Source organism: Marinimicrobium sp. C2-29 (assembly GCF_038419845.1).
In the GTDB taxonomy this organism is placed as follows: domain Bacteria; phylum Pseudomonadota; class Gammaproteobacteria; order Pseudomonadales; family Cellvibrionaceae; genus Marinimicrobium.
Genome location: NZ_JBCAQT010000035.1, coordinates 1 through 3,382, shown reverse-complemented (window position 1 = coordinate 3,382; position 3,382 = coordinate 1). Strand labels below are relative to the sequence as shown.

At 60.3% G+C, this 3,382-nt stretch carries 3 protein-coding genes; 1 reads left to right on the top strand and 2 read right to left on the bottom strand.

Features of this window, described 5'->3' with window-relative positions:
* Positions 1-443 (bottom strand): Rpn family recombination-promoting nuclease/putative transposase (locus AAE484_RS17320; RefSeq protein ID WP_341939692.1); only part of this gene is annotated, 443 nt, incomplete at its 3' end.
* 271 nt (positions 444-714) lie between these two features.
* Here AAE484_RS17320 and AAE484_RS17315 point away from each other — a divergent pair.
* Positions 715-2,613 carry a monovalent cation:proton antiporter-2 (CPA2) family protein gene (locus tag AAE484_RS17315; protein ID WP_341939691.1) on the top strand — a complete coding sequence of 633 codons (1,899 nt, stop codon included), beginning with the start codon at positions 715-717 and terminating at the stop codon, positions 2,611-2,613.
* 139 nt (positions 2,614-2,752) lie between these two features.
* Here the strand turns inward: AAE484_RS17315 and AAE484_RS17310 are convergent.
* On the bottom strand, positions 2,753-3,382 hold a 630-nt coding region (locus AAE484_RS17310), incomplete at its 5' end, for a DUF4351 domain-containing protein (RefSeq protein WP_341939690.1).

The window sequence follows — 3,382 nt, the reverse complement described above, 5'->3', positions numbered from 1 at the left end:
GGGTGGGTCCGATGCACCAGCTCACCCATGTTCGTCGGGCCACTCCAGACCCCGGAACCGCTGTAGAGCACAATTGGCAACACCGGCGGCAACTTCCTGCCCCGTCGCAAAGGCTCATGCCGGATGATGTCCTGATACAACAGGCCCATATACGTCATGATCCGACAGGCCATAAAGTAGTCGTCGGAGGACTGAAACTCGATCAGCAGGTACAGATACAACCAATCCGGCCCCATCTTCACCCGCCAGATACTGTCGTCGTGGCGTTCTCGCAGGTCGTCCGTGGTAAAACTGGCCTTGAAGGGCTCCAACGTCTGAAAATCAATCTCGTCGATCCAGTCCGGCTTGACGAAGCCCTCCAGTAAATCCTGAACGATCCTGGGGTTGCTGAACAGCAGCTTGTAGCCCGCGTCGTACGGTGTGGAATCCTTGTTGTTACGCATAACGGCTCCCGAAAACTGTATAAATAAACAGTATTTCAGGTAGGCCGGATTGTCAACGCTGTACAGCGCGCCAAGAGCGATAGCCCGTAGGGTGGGCTCTGCCCACCGCATCGAATGTGCCATATGCCAATGGTGGGCAAAGCCCACCCTACTATCTGATCAAAAAAAATACCCTCCGTCCCCTTTTTTTGAAATGGGATCAATTCCATAAATCTGTGTAGGATATATAAGCGCAAGCGCCGCCTGCCGTAAATCAACGTGGAGCCCACCGATGACGGAATATTTTGTTCAAGCCTTTATCTACCTGGCCGCGGCCGTGATCGCGGTCCCGCTCGCCCGGCGCATGGGGTTGGGTTCAGTACTTGGCTACCTGGTCGCCGGGGTGGTGATCGGACCGGTCACCGGCCTGGTGGGACAGGAAACCACCACGATCCAGCATTTCGCCGAGTTTGGTGTGGTCATGATGCTCTTTCTGGTGGGGATGGAGTTGGACCCCAAGGCGCTCTGGGCCATGCGGGTGCGACTGGTCGGGATGGGCGGCCTGCAGGTCGGGCTCACGGCAGCGGCCGGCATGGGGATCGCCAGTTGGCTCGGCTTGCCCTGGCAGTCGGCGTTGGCGGTGGGCCTCATCTTTGCTCTATCTTCCACGGCCATCGTGTTGCAGACACTGAATGAAAAGGGGCTGGTCAAATCCGAGGGCGGACGCGGCGCGTTTTCGGTGCTGCTGTTCCAGGACATCGCCGTTATCCCGATGCTCGCGCTGATCCCGTTGCTGACCCTGCCCGGGTTGGCGGCGGTGGAGGGCGCTGATCACGCCGGTGGCCTCAGCCTGGTGGCGCACCTTCCGGCCTGGGGGCATGCGCTGGTCGTGATCGGTACCGTGGCGGCAGTGATCGTGGGCGGCTACTACCTGAGCCGGCCCCTGTTCCGATACGTGGTCCAGTCGGGGCTACGGGAAGTCTTCACCGCCACGGCGCTGATGCTGGTGATCGGGATTGCCGCCCTGATGAGTCTGGTGAATCTGTCTCCCGCTCTGGGGGCCTTCCTGGCCGGCGTGGTGCTGGCCAACAGTGAATTCCGACATGAACTCGAAGCCAATATCGAGCCGTTCAAGGGGCTGCTGCTGGGGCTGTTTTTCATCACTGTCGGCGCGGGCATCAATTTCGAGGTACTGACCGCGAACTGGAGCACCATTCTGGCACTGGGGCTGGCGGTCATCCTGGTAAAAGCCGGCATCCTGCTGGCGCTTGCCCGAGTGTTCGGCATTCGGGGCAGCAACGGCTGGCTGTTCACGCTGGGGCTGGCCCAGGCGGGCGAGTTCGGCTTTGTGTTGCTCGGCTACAGCATCCAGAACCAGGTGATCGCTCCGGAAACGGCCCAGCTCCTGTCGCTGGTCGTTGCCTTGTCGATGTTCCTGACGCCAGCCCTGTTCATCCTGTATGACCGGGTGGTTCTGCCCCGTTACCAGGCGGTCCGGAATGCCTCGCGCGAGGCCGATGCCATCGATGAGCAGGCCCCGGTCATCGTGGCCGGAGTGGGCCGCTTTGGGCAGGTGGTCTGCCGCCTGTTGCGCGCCAACCGGATTCCCCTGGTCGTGCTGGACCACGAGATCAAACAGATCGAAAACAGTCGCCGAATCAAGATGAAGACCTTCTTCGGCGATGCCAGCCGTCCGGACCTGCTGGAAACGGCCGGTATCGCCCAGGCACGGCTGTTTATCGTCGCCATCGATGACCGGGACCGGGCCGTGAACATGGTACGGCACGTGAAGCACACCCATCCGGGCGTCTGGGTGTTGGCGCGCGCCTTTGACCGCGGCCATAGCTACCAGTTGCGGGAGGCCGGTGCCGACGACGTGGTCAGTGAAACCTATCATTCGGCGCTGGAGCTGGGCGCCCATGCGCTGACGGCGATGGGTGTGCACCCGATGCGGGCAAAACAGACAACCTGGACCTTCATCGAGAAGGAGAATGCCCACCAGGACGAGCTGTTCGAGGCCTGGAAGGAGATTGAGGAAGGCATCCATTTCAGTCCGCGTTATGGCGAACTATTCATGAAGCTGGAGGAAGCCCTGGGCAGTGCCATGCAGCAAGACTGGGATGAACTCCGGCCGGAAACCGTGCCGGTGTGGACGCCTCTGGACAGGAAGGGCTCCGACGAGCGAGCCTGATTCTGCCGCCCAATCCCGGTAACTCTTTGTAGGGCGGATCGGTCCGACGTTTCGGAGCTGTAAGCGCATCCGCCGCAACTCAACGTGACGCAACGTCCGGAACGGTGAATGGACTCACAACCTCAACGAGCCAAACGCCTCAAGAGCCCGCAGGCTCAAACACATCTTCCAAGGTGTCAGCATCCAACACCCGATCACTCCACGCCTCGATCTGCTCTACCGGGGCGGCCTCAATGCGTCGCGTGGTCTCATCATCCAGAGCGCCAAACCGTTTCGTCAGAAACCGAGTCAGAATGGCAGCCGCCTCTTCCTTTCGCCCCTGCTCCAGGCCTTGTTTCAGCCCCTCCTTCTTCCACTGCTCGGTCCAATCATCCAGCTTTTCAGACAACATGGCGTCCACCTCATTCAAATTGTGAAGCTCCGGTATCGCTTCGTCTCTAAATCTTACTCTCAACAGCCGGTTTAGCCAAACCGCCACGGTGCGCTGCAGCGGGCGGCTGTCCGGGCCGCTAAGCAGTGCCTTCAGCTTCTTGACGCGGTGGTGCATCTCGCCGGTATTCTGGCTGAACCCCAGTCCGATCACATGCCCCAACACGTTCTCCGGATAGGCTTCACTAAAGCGCTCCGGAATATCCCGCTCCTCCACCAGGCAATAACTCAAATCCGGCACAAACCGCGCCAGGGCGGGGTGGGTCCGATGCACCAGCTCACCCATGTTCGTCGGGCCACTCCAGACCCCGGAACCGCTGTAGAGCACAATTGGCAACAC